Here is a 23,372-nt window from a genome sequence, read left to right as displayed (position 1 = left end):
GTCGGGCACCGGGGATCAGCGCCGCAGCTGGATCCCGAGCACGTCCCGCGTGCGGCCGCCCGGCACCGCATCCACGCGCACCGCGATCGTGCCGTCGGGGGATCCGGCGCGCATGGCGTCGGTGATCCGCACGTCGAGCGCGTCGTCGTCGGCCTCGCCGCCCACCTCGCGCGGGTCCGCGACCGCCTCCACGCCGCCGACGCGGATCGACTGGTCGACGGCAGCGGCACCGGCCGCGGCGTCCCGCGCCTCCCGGCGCAGCCGCACGCGCACCGCGGTCGCCGTGCCGTCCGGGTCGCGCAGCTCGTAGGAGAACCAGCCGGTCGCGCTCCGCCAGTGCACGCCGTCGGCGCCGCCGGCCCGCGTGCCCGCGCCGCGGAAGGCGTGGTCCACCTCGGGCTGCTGTTCCCCGGCGACCACCTCGTCGACCACGTCGCCGTCGGTGCCCGCGGCGTCCAGCGCGCGCAGCTCGGCGGCGCGCGCGGCGGGATCGGCGCCGGTCGGCCAGACCAGCGTGCACCGCTCGTCGTGGATCCCCGGGAACGGCTCGAGCGCGACCGCCACCCGCTCACCGTCCCGCCACGCGTCGAGCCGGAACGCCAGCGCGGAGCGGTCGACGAGCGTGACGGCGCCAGCGGGGTCGGCCGCGGTGATCACGGGCGTCCGCTCCAGCGGCACCTTCGGCGCGGGCGTCACGTGGCCCATGCGCGAGTCCTCCGCGAGCGATCCCACGAGCCCGTCCCGGCCGTCCCTCGAGGCGAGCGGCACGGGTCCGTACCGGAACGACGTCCACGCGGATCCGTCGGGCAGCCCCTCCGCCCGCACCTCCATGCCGAGGTGCACGGTGACGACGGTCGTGCCGGACCACGTGCGGCGGATCGGCACGGCGGCGGCGGCGGGCACCACGGCGACCGGCTCTCCGCCGACGCGCACCTCCATGGACGTCGCCCAGCCGGGACGCCGCAGCCGCAGCTCCAGCTCGGCCTCCGCGGAGGCCGCGATCGTCACGGTCGCCGTGCCCGTGCGCACCACGTCGCCCTCGATGCGCGCCCGGATCCCGCGCGCGGCCCAGTCCAGCTCGGCCGGCACGTAGAGGTCCACCAGCAGCGCGTCGTCGCCCGCGCGCGCGAACACCTGCTCGCCGTAGCGCGCGTGGTTCTCCATCCCGGTGCCGACGCAGCACCACATCGACTCCTCCGCCACCGAGTAGACGCGGTGGTGCGCCGGCCGGAGCGACGTGAAGTAGACGAGCCCGCCGTGCTCGGGGTGCTGCGTGGAGAGGACGTGGCCGAGCGTCGTGCGCTCGACCTGGTCGAGGATCGCCGGATCCCCCGTGCGCTCGAACCGCAGCCGCGCGAGCTCGAGCATGTTGTAGCTGTTGCAGGTCTCCGGCCCCTGCTCGTCGAGCACCATGGGCGCGAAGTCGCGCGACGGGTGGAAGTGCTCGCGCACGCTGTTGCCGCCGATCACGACGCTGCGGCGGTGCACGACCGAGTCCCAGAACGCGTCCGATGCGGCCAGGAGACGCATGTCGCCCGTCATCCTGCCGAGGCGCTCGAGGCCGATGACCTTCGGGATCTGCGTGTTCGCGTGCAGCCCGTCGAGCTCGTCCCGGCCGGCGGCGAGCGGATCCACGAGGGCGCGCTGCGCGAACCGCCGCGCCTCGGAGAGCAGGTCGTCGCGTCCCGTGATCCCCGCGAGCGTCGCGAACGCGTCGCACATGCCGCCGTGCTCGGTCGCGAGCATCCCCTCGAACGCATCGTCGTCGAGGTGCGACGAGACGCCGAGCCACCAGTCGGCCATCCCGACGGCCATGCGCAGGGCCCGCGCGGATCCCGTGTGCTCGTGCGCGTGCAGCAGCCCGCGGAGCGTCTTGTGCAGGTTGTAGAGCGGCACCCACCTGCCCTCGAGGTCGAAGGTGTCCGCCTCGATGCGGCCCTCCGCGATGGTGCGGCCGAACGCGCGGCCGTCGGGCACGCCACCGAGCCAGCCGTCGCCGGCCGCCTCCTGGCAGCGCTCGAGCACGTCGAGCATGTGCTCGAGCCGCGGCAGGAGCCGCGGGTCGCCGGTGGCGGCGTGCAGCTGCGCGAGCGCGGAGAGGTGGTGGCCGCCGATGTGCCCGTCGAGGCCGATCGCCTCCCAGCTGCCGTAGCTCGGCGCGGGGGAGTCGAGGCCCGCCTCCCGGAGGTAGGGCGCGAGCAGCCGGTCGGGATCCAGGCGCAGCACGTACTCGACGTCGGTCAGCTGCGCGTGGCGGAGCGGCCCGTCGCCGGGGCGGACGGCGGAGAGCGGGAAGCCCTGGACGGCGCCGAACACGGCGGGATGCGCGGGGACGTGGAGTGCGGTCATCGGGATCCTCGGCTCTCGGGGTGCGGGGGCGGCGGCGGTGCCGGGCCCCGGTCGATCCGCCCTTGACGAGCAGTACATCGATGCACATAATCTAGTACAACGATGTAGAAGGCGCCATGGCGGCGCGTGCGGCCCTGCGGCCGAGCCCCTCGGGGCCGACACGCCACGGACACGAGGAGCGCGATGACGCGGACCACGACGAGGATGGGCGCCGCGGCGACCCTGATGATCACGGGCCTCGCGCTCAGCGGCTGCTCCGCCGGATCCGGCGGCTCGGACGACGGCACCGTCACGCTCTGGATCCGCGACTACGAGAAGGCGCTCGTCGAGCCGCTCGCCGAGGCCTACGACGCCACGCACGAGACGCAGGTCGAGATCACGCTCGTGCCGTCGCCCAGCTACGTGCAGAAGCTCGCGACCTCCATCGCGGGCGGCGACCCGCCGGACGTGGCCGCGCTCGACCTCGTCTTCACGCCGTACTTCGCGCAGGCCGGCGCGCTCGTCGACATCACCGACCGCGTCGACGCGCTCGGCTACGCCGACGACTTCAGCCCCGCCCACGCGTCCGTCTCGTCGTTCGACGACCGCACGTACGCGGTGCCGTTCACCGGCGACGTCTCGGTGCTCTTCTACAACAAGACGCTCTTCGCCGAGGCGGGGCTCGACCCGGAGGATCCGCCGTCGACGCACGCGGAGATCCGCGCCGCCGCCAAGGCCATCACGGCGCTCGGCGACAGCACCTACGGGTACTCCATCCCCGGCGCGTGCGGCGGCTGCCTCATCTTCGGCTTCACGCCGCTGATCTGGGGCGGCGGCGGCGACGTGCTGTCGGAGGACGGACGCACCGCCACCCTCGACAGCCCGGAGGTCACCGAGGGGCTCGAGCTCCTCCGCGGGATGTGGACCGACGGCAGCATGCCGTCCCTCGCCCGCACCGACGCCGGCCCGAACACCGCGACCGCGTTCCAGCAGGGCACGGTCGGCATGATCGCCGACGGCACCGCCACCATGGGCTCGCTCGTCGCGGGCGGGACGGTCGACTTCGGCGTCACCCCGCTGCCCGGGAAGGACGGCGGATCCGCGTCGTTCGGCGGCGGCGACACCCTCGCCATCCTCGAGGGCTCGGACGACGTCGACGCGGCGTGGGAGTTCGTCGAGTGGGCCACGGGCGAGGAGGCCCAGACGATCCTCGCGGAGCAGTCGGTCGTGCCCATCCGCACCGACCTGCTCGACGACGTGTACGTGCCGCAGGACCCGCGCTACGCCGTCTTCGCGGACGCGCTCCGGGTCGGCCACGTGCCCTTCAGCCCGGTCGAGAACGAGCTGTTCAACGACAACAACGGGGTCTGGGTCAACCTGATCTCGCAGTCCGTGTTCGGCGGCGGGATCCCGGAGGCGCAGCGCGAGGCCCAGGCCGAGGCGCAGCGCATCCTCGACTCCGTCGTCTACGTCGAGGAGGACGAGAAGTGACCGCACCCGTGATCACCCGGCTGGAGGGCGCCGTCGCGTCCCCGGCCCGCAGCGCGGTGCGCGACCGCGGCGGCATGGCGAGGAGGCGGCGCTGCACCGGGATCCTCCTGGTGCTGCCCGCGCTCGCGATGCTCGTGACGTTCTTCATCTGGCCGCTGATGCGCACCATCGCGATGAGCACGTACACCTGGCCGCTGCTCGGCAACCGCGCCTTCACCGGGCTCGCCAACTACGTCGAGGCGTTCCAGGACGCCGCGTTCCTCGAGGCCGTCGGCTTCACGCTCGTGTACACGGCGATCGTCACCCCGGTGCTCCTCGTGATCGGCCTGGTGCTGGTGCTCCTCATCCAGCGCCGCACGCGCACGGCTCGGATCTTCCAGTCGATCTTCTTCCTGCCCGTGGTCGTGGGGCTCGCCTCCGCGAGCTACCTCTTCCTCTTCATGTGGCAGCCGGTGATCGGGCCGACGATGAAGGCGCTCGCCGGGGTCGGGCTCGTGGACGTGTCGACGAACATGTTCGGCGGATCCGTGACCGCGTTCCTCGTGGTCGTGAGCATGGTCGCGTGGAAGTCCGCCGGGCTCCAGATGCTGCTCCTGCTCTCGGGCTTCCAGTCGATCCCGCAGGAGGTGAACGAGGCGGCGGACATCGACGGATCCAGCCGGTGGCAGCGGTTCGTCTACATCACGCTGCCGCTGCTGCGGCCGACGCTCGCGCTCGTGCTGGTGTTCAGCGTGGCCGGGTCCCTGCTGGCGTTCGACCAGTTCTACATCATGACCGCGGGCGGGCCGGACAACGGCACCATCACGGCGGTCTACGAGATCTACCGCTCCTCGTTCATCCGGCTCGACCTCGGCTACGGGGCCGCGCTCTCCATCATCCTCATGGTCGTCCTCGGCCTCGTCAGCGCAGCCCAGATGCTGCTCCTCCGGAACTCGGACCACGCATGAGCACCCAGGCCCCCACCCGCCCTGCCTCCTCCGCCCCCGCCGACGGCGCGCCAGCCCGGGAGCTCCGGGGACGCGACGCCCGCGGCCTCGGCGCCGTCCGCGCCTCCATGCCGCGCCTCGCCTGGTACGTCGCGTGCGGCTGCGTCGCGCTCCTCTTCCTCTACCCGCTCGGGATCATGCTCGGCACCGCGCTCACGGCGCAGGACGGCTCGATCGGGCTCGGCAACGTGCAGCGGCTCCTCACGCCGACCGGCGGTCTCGACCTCATGACCAGCCTCCGCAACAGCGTCTTCGTGTCGCTGCTCGTGACCGCGATCACCATCGTGGTCTCGACGCTCGCCGGCTACGCGTTCGCGCGCCTGCCGTTCCGGGGGAGCGACGTGGTGTTCTTCGTGGTGCTGATCACGTTCATGATCCCGTTCCAGGCGATCATCACGCCGCTGTTCCTGACGCTCATCGAGCTCGACCTCGACAACAGCCTCGTCGGCCTCGCGCTCGTGCTCGCCACCTTCAACCTGCCGTTCGGGATCTGCCTCATGCGCAACTCGTTCGCCGCCGTGCCCGCGAGCCTCGAGGAGGCCGCGCTCATCGACGGGAACACGCCGCTGCAGGCGATGCGCCGCGTCATGCTGCCCATCGCGATCCCGGGCATCGTGTCGACGGCGCTCCTCACCTTCTTCTCGGCGTGGAACGACTTCTTCGCGACGCTGATCCTGATCACCGACCAGAGCCTGTACACGCTGCCGGTGAGCCTCAACATCCTCTCGGCCGGCCAGAACAACGCGGTCGACTGGGGGCTGATGCAGACGGGCGTCGCCGTGACGGTGCTCCCGTGCGTCGTGCTCTACCTGCTGCTCCAGCGGTACTACGTGGCCGGCCTCATCAGCGGCGCCGTGAAGTAGGGCCGCCACCCGCGCCGCATGCCAGGCTGGGGGAGGCGTGCGTCGGCACCGGACGAGGATCCGCGGCGGGCGCCCGGACGAGGGGGAGCGGATGGCGGCCACGATGAGCGACGTCGCCCAGGCCGCGGGCGTCTCCATCAAGACCGTCAGCAACTACTTCAACGGCTACCCCTACATGCGCGACGAGACCCGCGCGCGGATCGCGGCCGCCGTCGCCGAGCTCGGCTACCGGATGAACGTGTCCGCCCGGAACCTCCGCTCGGGCCGGTCGCGCATGATCGCGCTCGTGATCCCCGAGCTCGACAGCGCCTACCTGGCGCCGCTCGCGCAGGACGTCATCGACGCCGCCGACGAGCTCGGCCTCAGCGTGCTCGTCGAGACCACCGCGGGGCGGCGCGACCGCGAGATCGGCGCGCTGTCCGGACTGCATCGCCAGGTGCTCGACGGCGTGATCTACGAGCCGCTCGCCCTCCACCAGGAGGATGCGGGCGTCATCGACCTGAACGTGCCGCTCGTGATGATCGGCCAGCGCTTCCTCGAGGGCCTCGCCGACCAGGTGCTCATCGCCGACCGCGACGCCGCGCGCGCCGCGGTCGCGCACCTCGTCGAGACCGGGAGGCGGCGCATCGCGCTCATCGGCGTGCGCGACGCCGACGAGCCGTCCGGATCCGCGCTCCGGCAGCGCGGGGCCGAGGAGGCGCTCGCCGCGGCAGGCATCCCCGTCGACCCGCGCCTCCAGGTGGATCCCGGCCCCTGGCGCCGCGAGTCCGGCGCCGCCGCGATGGCCCGCCTCCTCGACGACGGGGTCGAGCTCGACGCCGTCTTCGGCTTCAACGACTCCCTCGCGCTCGGCGCCCAGTGGATGCTCCAGGAGCGCGGCCTCCGCGTGCCCGAGGACGTGGCCGTCGCCGGCCTCGACGACACGGCCGACTCCCGCTTCGCGCAGCCCCCGCTCACCACGGTGTCGCCGGGTCGGCGGGCCATCGCGCGACGGGCGGTCGAGATGCTGGCCGAGCGGATCGAGCGCGGCGCGGACGCGGGCGCGTTCCGCACCGAGACGATGGCCTTCGAGCTGATCGTGCGCGGCTCGACGGTGGCGCGCGGGCGCTGATCCGGTCGTCGACGCCCGCCGCTCACGGGGATCGCGCCGGCGCCGACGTTTCGGTATGGTCGTCGCCATGGATCGGAAGCCCATCCCCCTCGGGGTCGCGGTGATGGTGCCGCTCGTCCTCGGGGTGATCTGCTTCTCGCTCGTCCCCTCCGCGTGGTCGCTCGTGCTCTACGCCGTCCTCCTGATCGGCCTCGCCGTCGTCCACCGAGCGGTGTCCCGGCGACCACGGCGGGAGGCCCGCCCGGTCGTGGAGGCGGGGTCGAGTCGCCCGGTGAGGTAAGGCTAGGCTTACCCGGGGCCCGGGCTCCCCGCCGGGCCGATGTCGGCCTCGACCCCAGGAGACCCATGCCCCGCGCTCGCGCCCTCGCTCGCCTCACCGCCACCGCCGTGACGGGCCTCGTGCTCGTCGCCCTCACCGGGTGCGGCGCCTCCGAGGAGGTGCCGGCCGCGTCCGTCGCCGAGACGGGCGAGGGGTCGACGACCTACCCGCTGACGCTGTCGAACTGCGGGCACGACGTGACCGTCGACCAGGCGCCGCAGCGCGTGGTGTCGCTCGACCAGGACTCCACCGAGATCCTGCTGTCGCTCGGCCTGCAGGACCGCATGGTCGGCACGGCGTCGTGGACGGATCCGGTGCTCGACTCGCTCGCCGACGCGAACGCGCAGGTGCCGCGCCTCGCCGACAACGCGCCCACCTACGAGGTGCTCCTCGGCGCGGACCCCGACTTCGTCACCGCGTCCTTCGGCCGGCACTACGCCACGGGCGGCGTGGTCACGCGCGACCGCCTCGACGAGACGGGCATCCTCTCCTACCTCTCGCCCACGGACTGCGACTCCGACATTAGCATCAACGGGGGCGGTCAGCGCACGACCCCGCTCACGGTCGACGCGCTCTACCAGGAGATCCGCGAGATGGCCGAGGTCTTCGACGTGCAGGACCGCGGCGAGGCGCTCGTCGCGTCGCTCCAGCAGCGCGCGGCGGCGGCCACCGACGGGATGGACCTCCGTGGGGCGAAGCTCATGTACTGGTTCGCCGACACGAAGACGCCGTACATGGGCGGCGGGTTCGGCGCCACCGCGCTGCTGTCCCGTCAGGTCGGCCTCACGGACGCGTTCCCCGAGGTGCGCGACGACTTCATCGCCACCGGGTGGGAGACCGTGGTCGACCGCGACCCGGACATCCTCGTGCTCGGCGACCTCCAGCGGGACCGCTTCCCCGGCGACAAGCTGCAGGACAAGATCGACTTCCTGACGAGCGACCCGCTCACGCGCGATCTCACCGCCGTGAAGGAGGACCGCATGGTGGCGCTGCACGGCGCCGAGCTGAACCCGTCGATCCGCTTCGTGGACGGGCTCGAGAAGATCCGGGCCTGGTGGGACGCGCGCGGGGACCGGCTCTGAGCGCCCCGGCCTCGCGGGTCGCGGCCTCGCCGATCGCCGTGCGGGTGCGCGCGCTCCCGCACGCCCTGCGCATCGGGCTGCTGGTCGTGCTCGGGATCGTCGCGCTCGCGCTCTCGGTGGGCATCGCCGTGACCCTCGGACCGGCCGACGTGTCGCTCGTGAACGTGCGCGACATCCTGCTCAACCACTTGGGTGCCGCGCAGATCCCGGTGCGCGTCTCGGAGGACGCCATCGTCTGGCAGGAGCGCCTCCCGCGCGCGCTCGTCGCGGCGGCGTGCGGCGCGGGCCTCGGCCTCTGCGGCGTCGTGCTCCAGTCGCTGCTGCGGAACCCGCTCGCGGATCCGTTCGTGCTCGGCGTCTCCTCCGGCGCCTCCACCGGTGCCGTGCTCATCGGGGTGCTCGGCCTCGGCGGCGGCGCGATCGGCATGTCGGGCGGCGCGTTCATCGGCGCGCTCGTGGCGTTCGGCTTCGTGCTGCTGCTCGCGCGGTTCTCATCGGCCGGCACGGCCGGCGTCATCCTCGCGGGCGTCGCCAGCACCCAGCTCTTCTCCGCGCTCACCTCGCTCGTGGTCTTCGCGTTCGCCGACTCCGATGAGACGCGCGGCATCACGTTCTGGCTCCTCGGATCCCTCGAGGGCATGCGCTGGGACGAGGTCGGGCTGAGCGTCTCCGTGGTCGCGGTCGGCGCTGTCGTCTGCCCCGCCTACGCCCGCTCGCTCGATGCCTTCGCGTTCGGGGAGGAGGTGGCGTCCTCGCCGGGATCCACGTGGGCCGCACCCGCACGATCCTCCTGGTCGTGACCGCGCTGCTCACCGCGACGCTCGTGAGCATCGCCGGCGCCATCGGGTTCGTCGGCCTGGTGCTGCCGCACGCCGCGCGGCTGCTGTTCGGCCAGCGGCACTCGCGCGTCGTGCCCGCCACGATCGTGCTCGGCGCCGTCTTCATGGTGTGGGTCGACGCGGTCTCGCGGCTGGCGTTCGCGCCCACGCCTCTACCCGTGGGCGTCGGCACGGCGCTCGTCGGCGTGCCCGTGTTCATGCTGCTGCTGATGCGGAACCGGGGGCGCGCATGACGCTCGAGGCGCGGGGCGTCAGCTGGTCGCGGGGCGGGCGGATCGTGGTGGACGACGTGACGCTGGAGCCGGCGCCCGGATCCACCGTGGGGCTCCTCGGGCCGAACGGCTCGGGCAAGTCGTCGCTGCTCAAGCTGCTGCAGGGGGCTGCGTCGCCGGACTCCGGCCGCGTGACGCTCGACGGCGCCGACCTCGCGGGGCTGCGCCGACGCGAGGTCGCCCGGCGCGTGGCGACCGTGACCCAGCACGGCGAGACCGAGGTCGACATCGTGGTGCGCGACGTCGTGCGCCTCGGCCGCACGCCGTACCGCACGCTCCTGGGCGGCGACACGGCGGAGGACCGGGCGGCGATCGACCGCGCGGTCGCGCACGTCGGGCTCGAGGCGAAGGCCGACCGCGCCTGGCGGACGCTCTCCGGCGGCGAGCGGCAGCGGGCCCACATCGCCCGCGCCCTCGCGCAGGAGCCGCGCGAGCTGCTGCTCGACGAGCCGACCAACCACCTCGACATCCGGCACCAGCTGGAGCTGCTGGCGCTCGTGCGCGACCTGCCGGTGACCACCGTGGTCGCGCTGCACGACCTCAACCTCGCGGCGATGTTCTGCGACAGCGTGCTGGTGCTGCGCGAGGGGCGCGTGGTGGCGGGCGGGCATCCGCGCGAGGTGCTCACGGCCGAGCTCATCGCCGACGTCTACGGGGTGCGCGCGCTCGTCACGCACGACGCGGCGCGCGGCTGCACGCAGGTGCTGTTCGACGCGGCGCCGCTCTAGGTGTACTGAGTCATGACGTTGGTGACACTCGGGCCGCGGGCGTCAGCCCGTGGCTCGAGTGGATTCGTTCAGTGTTGTAGTGCTGGATCCACGGATCAAGGGCGTCGGTTCTGGCTTGGTTGCTGGTGAAGGGTTGCCGGTAGGCCCACTCGGTCGCGAGGGTGCGGTTGAAGCGTTCGACCTTGCCGTTCTGCCAGGGGCAGTGCGGGCGGATGAACTTCTGCCTCGCACCGAGCTGCGTGACCGCGTTCTGGAACGCGGCCGAGTGCCGGTAGGCGAACGCGTTGTCCGTCAGGACCCGTTCGATGCGGGTGATGCCGTGCTCGGCGAAGTACGCCGCGGCCCGGGTCAGGAACCCTGCCGCGGTCACGCCCTTCTCGTCCGGGTGGATCTCCGCGTAGGCGAGGCGGGTGTGGTCATCGACCACGGCGTGGACGTAATCGAACCCGATCCCACGACCACGAACCTGTTCGCTGCGGCCATGCGCCCGCCAGCCGCCGCCGTCCGGGATCCGGCCGAGCTTCTTCACGTCGACGTGGATCAGGTCGCCGGGATGCTCATGCTCGTACCGGTTTGCCGTCGACCGGGATGCCCGGATCACGGCCCCGGTGACGGGGTCCAACCATGCCAACGGCGGTGCCCCGTGCCGCCGCAGGATGCGGGAGATCGTGCGGGCTGGAACACCGGTCACCGGCGCCAACCGGGCAGGACCTGATCGCAATCGGGTCCTCGCTTCCACGACGGCTCGTTCTCGTTCCGGGCTCGTCCTCGTCGGCACCCGTCTCGGCCTCGAGGACCGGTCCGACAAGCCTTCGAAACCCTCGGACCGGAACCGATTCACCCACCGATGCGCGCACTGACGCGACACACCGAGTTCGCGCGCGACATGCGAGACCGGCCGACGATCCTCGACCACCCGCCGCACGAGGAGAACCCTCCCGTGAACCGTCAGACGAGCATTAGCGTGGGACATCGAGGCCTCCTGGCAGTGGCAGAACTAGACAGCTCCATCAAGCCAGGAGGCCTCCTCACACGCCCCGAAGTGTCACCAACGTCATGGCCGGGTACATCTAGGCGGGTCGCCGCCCGTCGCCCAGGATGGGAGGACGGCCGCGCCGCGCGGCGCGTCGACGATGACGAGGGGATCCACATGGCCACGATCACGATCACGGGAGGATCCGGCCGGATCGCCACGAGCATCCGCCCGCTGCTCGTCGCCGCCGGGCACGAGCTGCGGCTGCTCGACGTGGTGGCCCCGCCGACGCCGCTCGCGTCGGGGGAGACCTCGGCCATCGTCGACACGACAGACGTCGTCGCGTGCACGGAGGCGTTCCGCGGATCCGACCTCGTGGTGCACCTCGCGGCGCACGCGGCCGAGCGGCCGTGGGAGGCGATCCAGGCCGTGAACAACGACGGCGCGCACGCGGTGCACGAGGCGGTCGTGCGGGCGGGGGTGCCGCGGATCCTCGCGGCCAGCTCCATCCACGCGGTCGGCTTCCTGCCCGCGACCGAGGCCGCGCGCGAGGACGTGCCCGCGCCCCGGCCCGACACGTTCTACGGCCTGAGCAAGGTGCTGCTCGAGGGGCTCGGCAGCATGTACGCCGACCGGCACGGGCACGTCGTGGTGAGCGTGCGGATCATGACGGCCGAGCCGGAGCCGTCGCAGGCCCGCAGCGTCTCGACCTGGCTCTCGCCGGGGGACGCGGCGCGGCTCGTCGAGGCCGTGCTGCGGTGGGACGAGCCCGGCCACCGCATCGTGTGGGGCGTCTCCCGCAACACGCGCCGCTGGGTGTCGCTCGCGGCGGGCGAGGCGATCGGCTACCACCCGGAGGACGACGCCGAGGTGTTCGCGCACCGCTTCCCCGAGCTCGGCGCGGACACCTCGCCGCCCGCGGGCGTGCTGCTCGGCTCGATCTTCACGGAGGTCGAGCTGGGCTCCGACATGGGGTGAGGCGGACATCCCGGGCGTGGGGCGCGGCGGCGGTCGGGGGACCCCCTTCTGCCGGTCGTAAGCTGAACGCATGCGTGGTTTCCGACGTGCGGGATCCGCGCGCACCCCCGGGTCCGGCCCCGGCCCCGGCCGCGGACCCCGCGCCCCGCGTGCGAGGCTCCCGCGCGACGTCCTCGTCCTCGGCGTCATCGCGTTCTTCGTGATGGTCGGCTTCGGCGTGGTCGTGCCCGTGCTGCCCGTCTACGCCGAGAGCTTCGGGGTCGGCAGCTTCGAGGTCGGCGCGGTGATCTCGGCCTTCGCGCTCATGCGGTTCGTGATGAGCCCCTTCGTCGCGCGCCTCATCGACTGGAGCGGGGAGCGCACCGTGCTCGCGGTCGGGATCGGGATCGTCGCGGTCTCCTCCGGCCTCGCGGGCCTCGCGCAGGACTACGTGCAGCTGCTGCTGCTCCGCGGCGCGGGCGGCATCGGGTCGGCGATGTTCTCGGTGGCCGCGATGACGCTGCTGCTCGGCTCGACGGATCCCACGCGCCGCGCCCGCGCGATCGGCTTCTACCAGGGCGGCTTCCTCATCGGCGGCATGGCGGGGCCCGCGCTCGGCGCCGTGCTCGCGACCATCTCGCTCACCGCTCCGTTCTTCTTCTACGCGGCCACGCTCGCCGTCGCGAGCGTCATCGGGCTGCTGCTGCTCCGGCCGCGGGATCGCGAGGTCCCGGCGACCGGCGCGGACGAGGTCGTGATCCCGTTCGGCCGCGTGCTGCGCGACCCGCGCTACCGGGCGGCCCTCCTCGCGAACCTCGGCAACGGGTGGGCGTCGATGGGCGTCCGCAGCGCGCTGATCCCGCTGCTCGTCGTGGCCGTGATCGGCGCGGATCCGTCGGCCACCGGCATCGCGTTCGCGTGCGCCGCCGTGGTGCAGGCGCTCGCGCTCGCGCCCGCCGCCCGCTTCGTCGACACGGTCGGGCGGCGTCCCGCGATCGTCGGCGCGTACGGGGTCGCCGGGCTGCTGATGATCGCGATCCCGTTCGCCCCCGACATGGTCGTGCTCACCGTGCTGCTCTGCGTGTACGGCGCGGCCGCGTCGTTCATGGGCACGGCGCCGGCCGCCGCGGTGGGCGACGCCGCGGGGGCCCGCAGCGGTCGTCCCGTCGCCGTGTTCTCGATGGTGTCGGACCTGGGCGCCATCGTCGGCCCGCTCGTCGCGGGCTTCCTCGCGGACGCGTTCTCGTACCCGGTCGCCTTCGCGACGGGCGCCGCGCTGCTGCTCGCCGCCTCCGCGTACGCGCTGCTGCGCATGCCGCGGGACGAGCGCGTGCCGGCGCCCGTCGCGGCCTGATCCGGTCGCCCCGGTCCTCCTCCACAGTCGTATCCGCGCCCGGAGCCTCCGTCCTCGGACGTCATGCGCAGGATCCGCCGCGCGCTGTCCGTATCCTCGTCACCGTGACGACTCCCCCGAAGAAGCCGCTTCCCCTCGAGCCCGACTCCACCCGCGACGGCACCCGCGACGCCGTGGAGCCCGCTCTCCGCTCCGACGTCAGCCACCTGGGCGGCCTGCTCGGCCAGGTGCTCCGCGAGTCCGGCGGCGACGACCTGCTGCGCGACGTCGAGCGGCTCCGTGAGCTGGTCATCGACGCGTACGAGAGCGCGCGCGACGCGTCCATCGACGACGCCGAGCGGCTCGTCGCGACGTTCACGCCGGAGCGCGCCGAGCAGGTCGCCCGCGCGTTCACCTGCTACTTCCACCTCGCGAACCTCGCCGAGGAGCACCACCGCGTGCGCGTCCTCCGCGAGCGCGAGGCAGCGTCGGGCTTCGTGCCCGACTCCATCCCGGACGCCGTCGGGAAGCTCACCGAGGAGCTCGGCCGCGAGGAGGCCATGCGCCGCCTCGGCGAGATGCGGTTCCACCCGGTGCTCACGGCGCACCCCACCGAGGCGCGTCGTCGGGCGGTGGCCACGGGGATCCGCCGCATCGGCGACCTGCTCACCGAGCGCGACGGCGCCATGCCGGGCACGCTCACCGGGCAGGACGTCGACCGCCGGCTGCTCGAGGAGATCGACGGCCTGTGGCGCACGTCGCCGCTGCGCACCACGCGGCCCACGCCGCTCGACGAGGTGCGCACCGCCATGGGCGTCTTCGACCAGACCCTGTTCGAGGTCGTGCCGCGCGTCTACCGCCTGCTCGACGACTGGCTGCTCGGCGAGGAGGCCGGCGTGCGCGACGCGGTGGCGCCCGCGTTCTTCCGGCTCGGCAACTGGATCGCGGCGGATCGCGACGGCAACCCGTACGTCACCGCCGCCGTCACCGAGGAGGCCGCGGGCATCGCCAGCGAGCACATCCTCCTCGGCCTCGAGCGCGTCGCCCTCCGCGTGGGCCGCTCGCTCACGCTCGGCGACGCCGACACCCCGCCGAGCCCGGAGCTCCGCGAGCTCGCCGCCACGCAGGACGCGCTCGCGCCGCACCTCACCGCGCGCATCGGCACGCGCGCGCCCGCCGAGCTGCACCGCCGCGTGCTCCTCGTCATCGCCGGCCGCCTCGCCGCCACCCGCGAGCGCCACGACGACCCCATCGCCTACCCGTCCGCCGCCGAGCTGCTCGCCGACCTCCGCGTGCTGCAGGCGTCGCTCCGCAGCGCGGGCGCGCACCGCATCGCCGGCGGCGAGCTGCAGGGCCTCGTCTGGCAGGCGGAGACCTTCGGGTTCCACCTCGCCGAGATGGAGGTGCGCCAGCACTCGCAGGTGCACCGCGAGGCGCTGCGCGAGGTGCTCGCCGTCGCCTCGGCGGACGCGTCCGGCGACCGGGCTCCCGAGCTCGCACCCATGACGGTCGAGGTGCTCGACGTGTTCCGCACGCTCGCCCGCCTGCAGGAGCGGCACGGCGTCGCGCCCTTCTCCCGCTTCATCGTCTCGTTCACGCAGTCGGCCGACGACATCCGCACGGTGCACGAGCTGGCCGCGCTCGCGCTGGGCTCCGCGGAGGAGGCGCCCGTCCTCGACGTCATCCCGCTGTTCGAGACGTTCGCGGATCTCAACGCGAGCACCGAGATCCTCGACGGCATGATCCGGCTGCCCCAGGTCGCGGCGCGCCTCGCGCAGACGGGCCGCAAGCTCGAGGTCATGCTCGGCTACTCCGACTCGTCGAAGGACGTCGGGCCCGTCTCCGCGACGTTCGCGCTGTTCGACGCCCAGGCCCGCATCGCCGCGTGGGCGCGCGAGAACGACATCGAGCTCACGCTCTTCCACGGCCGCGGCGGCGCGCTCGGTCGGGGCGGCGGTCCTGCCGACCGCGCCGTGCGGGCCCAGCCGCCGGGGTCCGTCGACGGCCGCTTCAAGCTCACCGAGCAGGGCGAGGTGATCTTCGCCCACTACGGCGACAAGCGCATCGCCGCCCGCCACATCGAGCAGATGGCCGCTGCGACCCTGCTGGCGTCCGCGCCCTCGAACGAGGAGCGCAACGCGGTGGCCGCGCAGGGATCCGCGGAGATGGTCCGCACGATGGACGAGGCATCCCGCACCCGCTTCTTCGAGCTGGTGAAGGCGCCCGGCTTCGCGCCGTGGTTCGCGCAGGTCACGCCGATGGAGGAGATCGGGCTGCTGGCGCTCGGCTCGCGTCCCGCCCGCCGCGGCCTGTCGGTCGAGTCGCTCGAGGACCTCCGCGCCATCCCGTGGGTGTTCGCGTGGACGCAGGCCCGCATCAACCTCACGGGCTGGTTCGGCCTGGGATCCGCGCTGGCCGCCGTCGGCGACGAGGCCGTGCTCCGCAAGGCCTACGACGAGTGGCCGCTGTTCACGTCGATGATCGACAACGTCGAGATGTCGCTCGCCAAGACCGACGGCCGCCTCGCCGAGCGCTACCTCGCGCTCGGCGACCGTCCGGATCTCGCGGCGCTCGTCACCGAGGAGATGGAGCTCACGCGCGAGTGGGTGCGGAAGGCCACCGGCCACGGCGAGATCCTCGAGGGCCGGCCCGTGCTGCGACGCGCCGTGCGCCTGCGCAGCCCGTACGTCGACGCGCTGTCGCTGCTCCAGCTGCGGGCCCTGCGCGCGCTGCGCACGTCGGCGCGGGAGTCGCTCGCATCGGGCGCGCCCGGCCAGGCCGACGCGACGGATCCGGACCACCGGCTCCTCCTGCTCACCGTGAACGGCATCGCGGCGGGGCTGCAGAACACGGGCTGACGCGGTCGCGTGCATTGGAGCGGAATCCCGGTCTTGTTCTCATCGTGTGACCGCTGGAGTTGGGCAAGTTGATGTCCGTGCTCGGCCGATTCGATGGGGTGATGCGCATTGCGCGATGAGCAGGGTCCCGGTGTCATGCATGATCGGTGCGTGGCGGAAAGCCGCTCGCGACCGCACCCTGCGCACAGGCGGCCAGGGGGCGATTCGCGGGTTGCATGTCTGGGCGGTCCCCGATCCTCGCGGTTCTCCGCCCGGGTCTCGACCCGTCAACAGGACACTGACCGGCAAGGACATGATCTCCTCACGGCAGGGCAAGGCGCGATGACCTATGCGTGGACCACGGCGTGTCCGGTACGCCGTGCATCACGGACGTCATCCGTCGAGCTCTCGCTGCACTCCATGAGGGAGTCACCCTCGCCGTGACGGCCCTCGACCGCCTAGGGCGTTCAACCATGGACACGCGCGGCTTCCCAGCACAGCTCCGAGCCGCGGCGCCGGCCTCCGCGTACCGAACCCCGGCGGCGGCGACACATCCCCCCCCACGGGATCCCGTGTCCACCCACAGCCGGATCCGATCGGCGATCAGGTCTTTGGAACGCTGGCCAGTCACCAAGGCAGGTTGCGCGCCATTTCGGTATGTCCCACGCAACGACCTCTCGACGCATCGCCACACTGGAGTCATCAACGAACCTCTCCTGAGCATGCGAAGAAGTAGTCGATCTATCCGTCCGCGGCAGCAGCGCAACACGGCAACCCCATGGCGCGTAAGACCGTTATCCAGCTCATCGACGACATCGATGGCGCCCCACTGCTGATGGAGCGGGACGGAGAGGGACCTTCGCATTTGACGTCATTGCCTTCGAGATCGACGTCAGCGACGCACGCGACACAGGACTACAGGAAGCGCTCACGCGGTCACCACTGCCGGCCGCCGTGCAGGACGCAAGTGCAGCGGCGCTGCGGGAGCCACGCAGACGAAAAGACCGAGCTCACGAAGATCCGCGAGTGGGCCCGCCAGAACGGAAAAGAGGTTCCTGACCGCGGCCGTGTCTCGAGCACCAAACGCGACGCGTACGACGCTGCCGACCAAGGCGGCATCTGTTCGCCCGATTCTATCTGCGGAGATCCCGACTCCGCACTGCCTACGAGAGACGCCAAGGAGGCGGCCGACCAGCTGCGCTCCTGCCGCACGCGACTATCAACCACAAGATCCGATGCGTTACGTCGAGACTGACGGTCAGATCCGTAGCCGACTCCGCCGTGGCAATCTAGAGCCACCCGTAGGGGCGCAATGTGACGCATGGCTCTGGGGCATACCGCAGGGCCAACTACGACCGAATCTACGTCTGTGATGCAGACTAGGTTGACTTTCAACCCAGTCTGATCTACTGTCAGGCGTGCCTACACGTCAACACCCCCCAGAGAGATCTTTCTGGAACAAGGCCGTACTGAGCCTCCTGGTGCTGCACGCTATATACGCATTCGAACGGGCACATGGCTACAAGGTGGTTTCGTACTTACGGGACGAGCTGGCCCTCGATGTACGAGGCGGGACCGTGTATCCCCTTCTCAATGCACTGGAGACTCAAGGGCTGCTTGCCTCGATATGGCTGCCCGGCAGCGGCGGGCCCGGGCGCAAAGAGTATTACGTCACACCTGACGGCAAGATGGAACTCGATAGAAGTTGTAAGACTTGGTTCCTCTTCTCGGAAACAGTATCTGAAGCACTGATCAAGACGGCGAAAGAAGGCGGGCAATGAACCGGCAGGCATATTTGCGTGAGCTGACCTACGAACTGCGTTCGCGAAAGAATGATGACTCAGCAATTCGGGTTGTGCTTCGCGAATTGCCAGCCGAATTAAGCGGGGAAGAGCTCGAGCGCGAGTTCGGCTCTGCGCATGACTACGCGGCGAGCTTTCCGAAGGGCACGACTCGTTCTACAGGCTGGTGGTGCATCACGGTTGCAGTTGCCGTTGCTGCTCTTCTTCTTGCTTCGCGCCCGATCTCGGTGTTCGTTCTGCGACAAGACTCTTCTCTCGCGCTGAGCTTAGGCACCCTTGCAATAGGAATCGCGCTGATCATTGCAGCCTCCATAGCAGCTGGGCAGGTTGACCGCCGTGTACCCAGGGGGGTCGAGTGACTTCTGCAGTTGCCGTTCGGTCAGTCAGCAAGGCTTATGGCAAAGTCAAGGTCCTCCAGAATGTGACTTTCGAGTGCCAGCCGGGGACGGTGACTGCGCTCGTAGGCCCCAATGGGGCGGGAAAATCCACCATCCTCAGGCTTCTTTGTGGCCTTTCCTCCCCGACAGGGGGCCAGGTCGAGATAAACGGTTCGAGGTTGCATGATATCGAGCCGGGGACTGTCATCGGTTCCGTGCTCGACCCAACCGCGCACCACCCTTCGCGCTCTGTCTACTCGACGATCTCCATCGCAGCCAAGATGATCGGGGTGTCACGTGCGCGTGTTGACGGTGTCATCGACGCACTTGGGCTATCGACGGTAGCGAAACGCAAGTTCCGCGCGCTCTCTCTGGGCATGAAGCAACGAGTCTGCCTCGGCATCGCGCTATTGGGCGAGCCCAAGATACTTGTGCTGGACGAGCCGATGAACGGACTCGATGTCGAAGGCATCGAATGGCTCCGCACAACTATGCAGACGTACGTTGCAAATGGCGGAACAGTCATTATATCCAGCCACTTGCTAAATGAACTACAGGCGTTTGCGGATCGGGTAATCGTCGTCAGTCAGGGCAGGATCGTCGCTGACGAAGCCGTTCAGAATTCAAGTCCCGATGCGAGCAGGGTTCAGGCGCTGAATCCCCCAGAGCTTGAAGCGCTGCTGGAGCGGCACTCGTTTGGATTCCAGTTGAGAGACAACTGGTACGAAGTCGACGAAAGCAGGCAACGCCTCGCTCAGATTGCGCACCTGGAAGGCGTCATCCTCATCGGATTGGATGACCAACGATCTACAGCAATATCTCAATTCTACAAAGATCGCACAGAAGGCGCATACAAAATGACGACCCAGGAGGGTGCAAAGTGACTGACGTGGTACGCCTCTCGGGCATTGAGGTCTACAAGTACTTCATCACACCTTCGACTAAATGGGTCCTGATCGTCAGTGTGTTCGTTTCGTCGCTGGCGGCGATCGGGGCTGCGTGGCTTACCTCCGCAGAGGGGTCTGCTCCGACCCTCAACGGCGCAGTGGCGGTCGCGGCCTTGCCGGTGGGCCTTCTGATCCCGATAAACGCTATCCTCGTGTTCTGTTCCGACTGGCATCACCGAGACGTGATGACTTTTCTTTCCCTCGCCCGCGGCCGGGCGGCATTTTTTGCGGCGAAACTCGTGGCCGCGGTCGGATTGGCAGCATTGATCGTCCTCGCGACGTTGCTCGTGGCAGCCTTCGCCGTGACTGGTTTTTCGGCTGCAAGAGGCGCCACGCCGGACTTCTCTTTCGGGGAGCCTGTCGGGCTCCTCTGGGTGGCTGTTGTGGGAGGCACATTGGCCGGCGCGGCACTTGGCTCGGCGATCATGTCGACTGCGTTGGCCGTCACCGTCATGATTCTCCAGATGATCGTGCTCGATCCGATCCTCGGTTTTCTTCCGAACGGGGTCGGTGACTACCTCCGCTCAGGCACGGCGTTGGGGGGATGGCAGGCCGAGATGGGTATCCTGGCGTTCGTCAGCAGCGCGGCCCTGTGGATCGTAGCCCCTCTCGCCATCGGGTTCGTGAGGTTCCTGACCCGCGAGCCATGATCACGGCAGAGAAAAGAACAGGCAGGACTGGCCTTGCTTCCGGTGATGCGCTACGGTCGTGCTTGGGGGGCCTGGGAATCCCTTGACGGGGGATTGCACCCTGTCTTGCATCCGAAACACATAGGGGACATCGTGTTCAACAAGCAGGAAGCGCAGCCGTCTCGTCTGCGCGAGACATGCATCGGGGTGGCGCTGGCGGTTTCTATCGCTCTTGCACCCGCCGCTACCGGTGGGTTCGGCTCGGGTGGGCAGGCCACAGCGGCCAGCTCCTCTGTTTCCGCGACCGTAGCGTCCTCGTCCGCGTCGTCGTCGGCAGCGCTTGCCGCTCCTTCGGCTCCGGCTGCAGCCATCACGGTTGATGGGGCAGAGAAGCGGGGTTGGGTCAAGCCGCTCATCGACTGGCTGAAGAAGAACGCCAACTCGATCATCGCCCCGATGAAGAAGGCTGTCGGTCAGGGGTGGGCTGCGTTCCAGAAGTGGTGGAACGGTATCTCCGGGTGGATCCGTGCTGGCATCACCACCATCGTTCAGGGTTCGCTCTGGGAGATCTTCGCGGGCCTGCGCGACTACTTCTTCTAGGAAGGAGTAAGCCCCGGCTGACGCAGGTCAGCCGGGGTTTCTCATGTTTCGCCTCATTCTCTACTTCGGGATGTTGTTAGCGGCCTACGCCGCACTGACTCTCATTGCTTTTTTCACTTCACTCAAATTCGACTACGAGTTGCTTCTCCTGCCGGCTGGCCTGCTGGCCTTCGCCATAGCGGTTGGCCCGAGAATGCTCAAACGGTGGAATGAAGCCACTCCGGCGGTGCTGTTGGGTAATCCGCCGAAGGCGAGTCCCGAAATGCCTGTTCTCTGTATTCTTGTCGCTGCTCTACTGGCGCTGGCATCTCATGGAGCCACTCTTCCGATGGCTGCACACTCCTCGGTCATGGCTGTCATCGAGGAGTTCGTGTTTCGACTCTTTCCGGCCATCGCGATCTTCAACATTCCTAGACGCATGATGACCAAGCGGTTCATCGCCACCGTTGTCTCTGTGGGTGTTTTTGTCGGCGGGCACCAAGGGTCGTATTGGCAGCTTGGGGTCGAGAAGGTCATCTTTGCAGTAGTTGCAATGGCGCTGATATTCATAACACGCAACGTGTGGTTGGGTGTTGGCCTCCATCTATCGACCAACGTCCTCGCTGTTTCATGGCTCGCATACTCGACCAGGCCATTGGTTGACGTGACTCTGTTCCTCGCGATCTCCGCATCAGGAGCTCTGGCAGTTCTTTCCTGCTTCACAAAGGCGGATCAGCCGCTTCAGGCGCTCTCTCGAGGCGTATAGTCGATCTCGGCCTCCGTCAAGGGCGGCATCTGCGGTCGTTGCGGACCCGGCTGAGTCGGCCGTTGCTCGCGGCGTTCCTGCTGCCGTGCGGCGCGGGCGTCGAGGGCGGTGACGGCGCGTCCGTGGCCGCTCTCGTCGACGGTGGAGAAGAGGTCGCGCACCTGGATCTCGAGCGCCTTGGCCACGCGGGTTAGCGTGTCGAGGCTGGCGTCGTTGACGGCTTCGAGGCGTTGCACCGTCCGGACGGTGATGCTGCTGGCCTCCGCCAGTCGTTCCTGGCTCCAGCCTCGTTGCGTCCGGAGGTCGACGATCCGTGTCCGTTCATGTTCGCCACAGTAGGGACGGGCCACCGTTCGGGCCACGACATCGACCCGACGTCGGCACGACATCCACCCGACAGCGTCCATCCGTCTCCGCACGGGTCCCGGCGAGGCTGCACCGGCTGTGGGGACAGCCGCGGGGAGCTACCCCGCCCCGACCTCCCGGCGGATCGCCGCCGCGAAGCGGTCGATGTCGTCCTCGGTGGTGTCGAACGAGCACATCCAGCGCACCTCGCGGCGGGCCGGGTCCCAGTCGTAGAAGCGGAACTCGCCGCGGAGGCGGTCGGCGACGCCCTCGGGGAGGATCGCGAACAGGCCGTTCGCCTGCGTCTCCTGCGTGAACTCGACGCCGTCGACGCCCTCGAGTGCGGCCCGGAGGCGCGCGGCCATGCCGTTCGCGTGGCGGGCGGAGCGGAGGTAGAGCGGCACGCCGTCGACCTCGGATCCGAGGAGCGCGAGCAGCTGCGCGCTCACGAACCGCATCTTCGAGGCGAGCTGCATGTTGAGCTTGCGGAGGTAGGTGAGCCCCTCGGACGCCTCGGGGTCGAGCACCACGATCGCCTCGCCGTAGAGCAGGCCGTTCTTGGTGCCGCCGAAGCTGACGACGTCGACGCCCGCGTCGGACGTGAACGCGCGGAACGGCGCATCCAGCGTGGCCGCCGCGTTCGAGAGGCGCGCGCCGTCCATGTGCAGGCGCATGCCGCGCTCGTGCGCGTGGTCGGCGATCGCCCGCACCTCGGCCGACGTGTAGACGGTGCCGAGCTCGGTGGTCTGCGTGATGCTCACGGCGAGCGGCTGCGCGCGGTGCTCGTCGCCCCAGCCCCACGCCTCGCGGTCGATGAGCTCGGGCGTGAGCTTGCCGTCCTCGGTGGGCACCTGGAGGAGCTTGATGCCGGCGACGCGCTCGGGGGCGCCGCCCTCGTCGGTGTTGATGTGCGCGGTCGTCGCGCAGACCACCGCGCCCCAGCGCGGCAGCATCGAGAGGAGGCCCGTGACGTTGGCGCCCGTGCCGTTGAAGACGGGGAACGCCTCGGCGCCGCGGCCGAAGTGCTCGCCCACGACCTCCTGGAGCCGTGCCGTGTAGGCGTCCCCGCCGTACGCGACCTGGTGCCCGCCGTTCGCGGCGGCGATGGCCTCGAGCACCTCGGGGTGGATCCCGGAGTAGTTGTCGGAGGCGAAGCCGCGGGCGGCGGTGTCGTGCAGGCGGAGCGGGGAGGCGGTGGGGGCGTCGGTGGCGTCGGTCACGGGATCCATCCTCGCCTACCGGCGGGTCCGGCCCGGCCTACGCCGGGAACCCGTGCAGCGCCACGTGCTGCAGCAGGATCACCGTCTTGCCGTCGGCGATGCGGCCGTCGGCGACCATCGCGAGGGCCTCGTCGAGCGGCACCTCGATCCGCTCGATGTCCTCGCCCTCCTCGGCCACGCCGCCGCCCGCGCCCACGACGTCGGCCGGCGTGTACGACGCGCGGTAGTGGTGGACGCGCTCGGTGACGGATCCGGGGGCTCATGAACAGGTCGTAGAGGTGCGTGAGCGCGACCACCTCGACGCCCAGCTCCTCGCGGGCCTCGCGGCGGATCGCGTCCTCGGGGGAGTCCGCGTCGAGGAGGCCGGCCGCCGCCTCGACGAGCATGCCGTCGGGGTGGCCGTTGACGTAGGCGGGGTAGCGGAACTGGCGGGTGAGGAGGATCCGGTGCGTGTCGGCCGCGTAGAGGAGCACGGTCGCGCCATCCCCGCGGTCGTACGTCTCGCGCTCCTGCTCCTGCCAGGATCCGTCGCGGAGCCGCAGGTCGAGCGTGGTCCGGCGGAGCACGTGCCAGCCTCGCGGGGGCCCG

Annotated in this window: 23 protein-coding genes and 2 pseudogenes; 19 read left to right on the top strand and 6 right to left on the bottom strand. The window is 70.4% G+C overall.

From position 1 onward, the window contains the following. Positions 1-15: 15 nt before the first annotated feature. Positions 16-2,349 (bottom strand): beta-L-arabinofuranosidase domain-containing protein, encoded by a 2,334-nt coding sequence (locus B5P21_RS15125; protein ID WP_045526411.1) that lies wholly within the window; start codon positions 2,347-2,349, stop codon positions 16-18. Positions 2,350-2,532: 183 nt separating this feature from the next. Here B5P21_RS15125 and B5P21_RS15120 point away from each other — a divergent pair, with 183 nt between their 5' ends. The 8 genes and pseudogenes from B5P21_RS15120 to B5P21_RS15085 all read left to right on the top strand — a co-directional run bounded on the left by B5P21_RS15120 (position 2,533) and on the right by B5P21_RS15085 (position 10,019). After that, positions 2,533-3,819: an ABC transporter substrate-binding protein gene (locus B5P21_RS15120; protein ID WP_201775083.1), complete on the top strand. Its 1,287-nt coding sequence runs from the start codon at positions 2,533-2,535 to the stop codon at positions 3,817-3,819. Then, positions 3,816-4,766 carry a carbohydrate ABC transporter permease gene (locus B5P21_RS15115; protein WP_236688758.1) on the top strand — a complete coding sequence of 317 codons (951 nt, stop codon included), beginning with the start codon at positions 3,816-3,818 and terminating at the stop codon, positions 4,764-4,766. The genes B5P21_RS15120 and B5P21_RS15115 overlap by 4 nt, the downstream gene beginning before the upstream one ends. After that, complete coding sequence (locus tag B5P21_RS15110) at positions 4,763-5,668, top strand: carbohydrate ABC transporter permease (protein ID WP_246865310.1); 906 nt, start codon at positions 4,763-4,765, stop codon at positions 5,666-5,668. The genes B5P21_RS15115 and B5P21_RS15110 overlap by 4 nt, the downstream gene beginning before the upstream one ends. Positions 5,669-5,759: 91 nt before the next feature. After that, on the top strand, positions 5,760-6,779 hold the full coding sequence (locus B5P21_RS15105) for a LacI family DNA-binding transcriptional regulator (RefSeq protein ID WP_045526413.1): 1,020 nt from the start codon (positions 5,760-5,762) through the stop codon (positions 6,777-6,779). A 67-nt stretch (positions 6,780-6,846) separates the two neighbouring features. Next, positions 6,847-7,059 carry a hypothetical protein gene (locus B5P21_RS15100; protein ID WP_133064203.1) on the top strand — a complete coding sequence of 71 codons (213 nt, stop codon included), beginning with the start codon at positions 6,847-6,849 and terminating at the stop codon, positions 7,057-7,059. Positions 7,060-7,124: 65 nt separating this feature from the next. Next, entirely contained in the window at positions 7,125-8,180 is a 1,056-nt protein-coding gene (locus B5P21_RS15095; RefSeq protein WP_045526416.1) for an ABC transporter substrate-binding protein, read from the top strand. Positions 8,181-8,212: 32 nt separating this feature from the next. Continuing rightward, positions 8,213-9,252 (top strand): annotated as a pseudogene (locus B5P21_RS15090) (FecCD family ABC transporter permease). After that, positions 9,249-10,019, top strand: a complete 771-nt coding sequence (locus B5P21_RS15085; RefSeq protein ID WP_045526418.1) for an ABC transporter ATP-binding protein — start codon at positions 9,249-9,251, stop codon at positions 10,017-10,019. The pseudogene B5P21_RS15090 and the gene B5P21_RS15085 overlap by 4 nt, the downstream one beginning before the upstream one ends. 10 nt (positions 10,020-10,029) lie before the next feature. On the opposite strand, the gene B5P21_RS15080 is transcribed toward B5P21_RS15085, so the two are convergent. Continuing rightward, on the bottom strand, positions 10,030-10,992 hold the full coding sequence (locus tag B5P21_RS15080) for an IS481-like element IS1122 family transposase (RefSeq protein ID WP_045530803.1): 963 nt from the start codon (positions 10,990-10,992) through the stop codon (positions 10,030-10,032). Positions 10,993-11,169: 177 nt separating this feature from the next. Between B5P21_RS15080 and B5P21_RS15075 the strand changes: the two genes are divergently transcribed. From B5P21_RS15075 to B5P21_RS16615, 11 genes are all read left to right on the top strand, one after another. Further along, entirely contained in the window at positions 11,170-11,970 is an 801-nt protein-coding gene (locus tag B5P21_RS15075; protein WP_045526420.1) for an NAD-dependent epimerase/dehydratase family protein, read from the top strand. Positions 11,971-12,040: 70 nt separating this feature from the next. Next, positions 12,041-13,303: an MFS transporter gene (locus B5P21_RS15070; RefSeq protein WP_045526422.1), complete on the top strand. Its 1,263-nt coding sequence runs from the start codon at positions 12,041-12,043 to the stop codon at positions 13,301-13,303. 104 nt (positions 13,304-13,407) lie between these two features. Next, complete coding sequence (locus B5P21_RS15065) at positions 13,408-16,140, top strand: phosphoenolpyruvate carboxylase (RefSeq protein ID WP_094171344.1); 2,733 nt, start codon at positions 13,408-13,410, stop codon at positions 16,138-16,140. Positions 16,141-16,472: 332 nt separating this feature from the next. Continuing rightward, on the top strand, positions 16,473-16,955 hold the full coding sequence (locus B5P21_RS17635) for a recombinase family protein (protein WP_345703637.1): 483 nt from the start codon (positions 16,473-16,475) through the stop codon (positions 16,953-16,955). Beyond that, positions 16,898-17,374: an Lsr2 family DNA-binding protein gene (locus tag B5P21_RS17705; protein WP_094171343.1), complete on the top strand. Its 477-nt coding sequence runs from the start codon at positions 16,898-16,900 to the stop codon at positions 17,372-17,374. The genes B5P21_RS17635 and B5P21_RS17705 overlap by 58 nt, the downstream gene beginning before the upstream one ends. A 163-nt stretch (positions 17,375-17,537) precedes the next feature. Then, on the top strand, positions 17,538-17,900 hold the full coding sequence (locus B5P21_RS15055; RefSeq protein WP_308810564.1) for a PadR family transcriptional regulator: 363 nt from the start codon (positions 17,538-17,540) through the stop codon (positions 17,898-17,900). After that, positions 17,897-18,280 carry a hypothetical protein gene (locus B5P21_RS16625; RefSeq protein ID WP_133064202.1) on the top strand — a complete coding sequence of 128 codons (384 nt, stop codon included), beginning with the start codon at positions 17,897-17,899 and terminating at the stop codon, positions 18,278-18,280. Before B5P21_RS15055 ends, B5P21_RS16625 begins: the two co-directional genes overlap by 4 nt. Then, positions 18,277-19,182: an ABC transporter ATP-binding protein gene (locus tag B5P21_RS15050; protein ID WP_094171342.1), complete on the top strand. Its 906-nt coding sequence runs from the start codon at positions 18,277-18,279 to the stop codon at positions 19,180-19,182. The genes B5P21_RS16625 and B5P21_RS15050 overlap by 4 nt, the downstream gene beginning before the upstream one ends. Continuing rightward, positions 19,179-19,895: a hypothetical protein gene (locus tag B5P21_RS15045; protein ID WP_094171341.1), complete on the top strand. Its 717-nt coding sequence runs from the start codon at positions 19,179-19,181 to the stop codon at positions 19,893-19,895. Before B5P21_RS15050 ends, B5P21_RS15045 begins: the two co-directional genes overlap by 4 nt. A 132-nt stretch (positions 19,896-20,027) precedes the next feature. Beyond that, positions 20,028-20,474: a hypothetical protein gene (locus B5P21_RS16620; protein WP_133064201.1), complete on the top strand. Its 447-nt coding sequence runs from the start codon at positions 20,028-20,030 to the stop codon at positions 20,472-20,474. A 43-nt stretch (positions 20,475-20,517) separates the two neighbouring features. Continuing rightward, on the top strand, positions 20,518-21,219 hold the full coding sequence (locus B5P21_RS16615; RefSeq protein WP_133064200.1) for a CPBP family glutamic-type intramembrane protease: 702 nt from the start codon (positions 20,518-20,520) through the stop codon (positions 21,217-21,219). On the opposite strand, the gene B5P21_RS15040 is transcribed toward B5P21_RS16615, so the two are convergent. The 4 genes and pseudogenes from B5P21_RS15040 to B5P21_RS17400 all read right to left on the bottom strand — a co-directional run. Further along, positions 21,195-21,581: a helix-turn-helix domain-containing protein gene (locus tag B5P21_RS15040; RefSeq protein WP_246865309.1), complete on the bottom strand. Its 387-nt coding sequence runs from the start codon at positions 21,579-21,581 to the stop codon at positions 21,195-21,197. The two genes, B5P21_RS16615 and B5P21_RS15040, sit on opposite strands and share 25 nt — an antisense overlap. A gap of 102 nt (positions 21,582-21,683) precedes the next feature. Then, a complete protein-coding gene (locus B5P21_RS15035) occupies positions 21,684-22,793 on the bottom strand; it encodes a threonine aldolase family protein (RefSeq protein ID WP_094171340.1) in 1,110 nt (369 codons plus the stop codon). 28 nt (positions 22,794-22,821) lie between these two features. Further along, positions 22,822-22,980 (bottom strand): NUDIX hydrolase, encoded by a 159-nt coding sequence (locus B5P21_RS17405; protein ID WP_246865337.1) that lies wholly within the window; start codon positions 22,978-22,980, stop codon positions 22,822-22,824. A gap of 133 nt (positions 22,981-23,113) precedes the next feature. Next, positions 23,114-23,257 (bottom strand): annotated as a pseudogene (locus tag B5P21_RS17400) (NUDIX domain-containing protein); the annotation flags it as partial. Positions 23,258-23,372 lie beyond the last annotated feature (115 nt).

This window comes from Clavibacter michiganensis subsp. insidiosus (assembly GCF_002240565.1).
Classification (GTDB): Bacteria; Actinomycetota; Actinomycetes; order Actinomycetales; family Microbacteriaceae; genus Clavibacter; species Clavibacter insidiosus.
This window is presented reverse-complemented; position numbering and strand designations above follow the sequence as displayed.